The following is a 1,236-nucleotide window of genomic DNA, read 5'->3' on the forward strand; positions in this document are numbered from 1 at the left end:
TGGCGTGGACCCCAGAAACTGAACCAGTCCTTATGAGAGCTTCCCGACCGGCCAGACTTGGCCAGGAGAAGCCCCATGAAACGCAAGCGTCACACCCCCGAGCAGATCATCCGCAAGCTGCGCACGGCTGAGCAGCTCCTCAACCAGGGCCAGACCGTCGCCGACGTGTGCAGGACCCTGGAGGTGTCGGCTCCCACGTACCACCGCTGGCAGCAGCTGTACGGGGGGATGAAAGCAACAGAGGCCAAACGCCTCAAGGAGCTGGAGCAGGAGAACACCCGCCTCAAGCGACTGCTGGCCGATGCAGAGCTCGATAAGGCCATGCTCAAGGAGCTGGCCGAGGGAAACTTCTGAGCCCGGAACGTCGTCGCAGAGCCGTCATGGTTCTGGAGGATCGATTCCGGGTATCCCAACGCCGTGCCTGCCGACTGGCTGGCCAGAACCGCAACACCCAACGCCGGCCCATGCCGGTAGCGGCCATCGAGGAGCAGAAGCTCAGGCGGCGGATCCGGGAGCTGGCCCGGCGCCATGTGCGCTGGGGCAGGCGACTGGTCTACCGCCGGCTGCGGCTCGAGGGCTGGGGCGTCAACCACAAGCGGGTGCAACGGATCTGGCGGGAGGAGGGGCTGCAGCGGCCCCTGCCGCGCCGGCGCAAGCGCTCTCGCCCTGCCAGCGGCTCAAGGGAGTTGCTGCGGGCCGAATACCCACACCACGTTTGGGCGATCGACTTCCAGTTTGACCAGACGATGGATGGCCGGACGCTCAAGTTCTTGAACGTGGTGGATGAATTCAGCCGCGTATGTCTGGCCATTCGGGTGAACAGGCGCTGCAGGGCTGTGGATGTGATCGACACAATCGAGGAACTGCTCAGGCTGTATCCACCAACCACGCACCTGCGCATGGACAATGGCCCTGAGTTCATTGCCCATGCCTTGCAAGAATGGTGCACAGGCAGCGGTTCTGGCACGGCCTACATCGAGCCAGGTTCACCCTGGGAGAATCCATTCGTGGAGTCGTTCAACAGCCGCTTCCGGGATGAGTTCCTGAATATCGAGCTGTTCGCCTCAGTGCCAGAGGCCAGGCGGTTGGCAGAGCAGTACCGGATGGAGTACAACACCTACAGACCGCATTCGGCGCTCCAGGGGCGTACGCCCCTGGAGGTCCTCCAGCAGTGGAGAGCGGCCTGACGACCCACCAGCTCTCAGAAGAACTGGACCAGCAATGGGGGTCACGTCA

The 1,236-nt window shown here is 63.4% G+C and carries 1 protein-coding gene; it reads left to right on the forward strand.

Features of this window, described 5'->3' with window-relative positions; all coding sequences use genetic code 11:
• Positions 1–75 precede the first annotated feature (75 nt).
• Positions 76–1,187 (forward strand): IS3 family transposase gene (locus tag ACLNEE_RS16725; protein ID WP_412007430.1). Its coding sequence is split into 2 segments (ribosomal slippage): positions 76–337 and positions 337–1,187, totalling 1,113 coding nucleotides; the frame shifts between segments, so codons are not numbered across the junction.
• The last annotated feature ends 49 nt before the right edge of the window (positions 1,188–1,236 follow it).

Source organism: Aphanothece stagnina RSMan2012 (genome assembly GCF_046764815.1).
Taxonomy (GTDB): Bacteria; Cyanobacteriota; Cyanobacteriia; order PCC-6307; family Cyanobiaceae; genus NIES-981.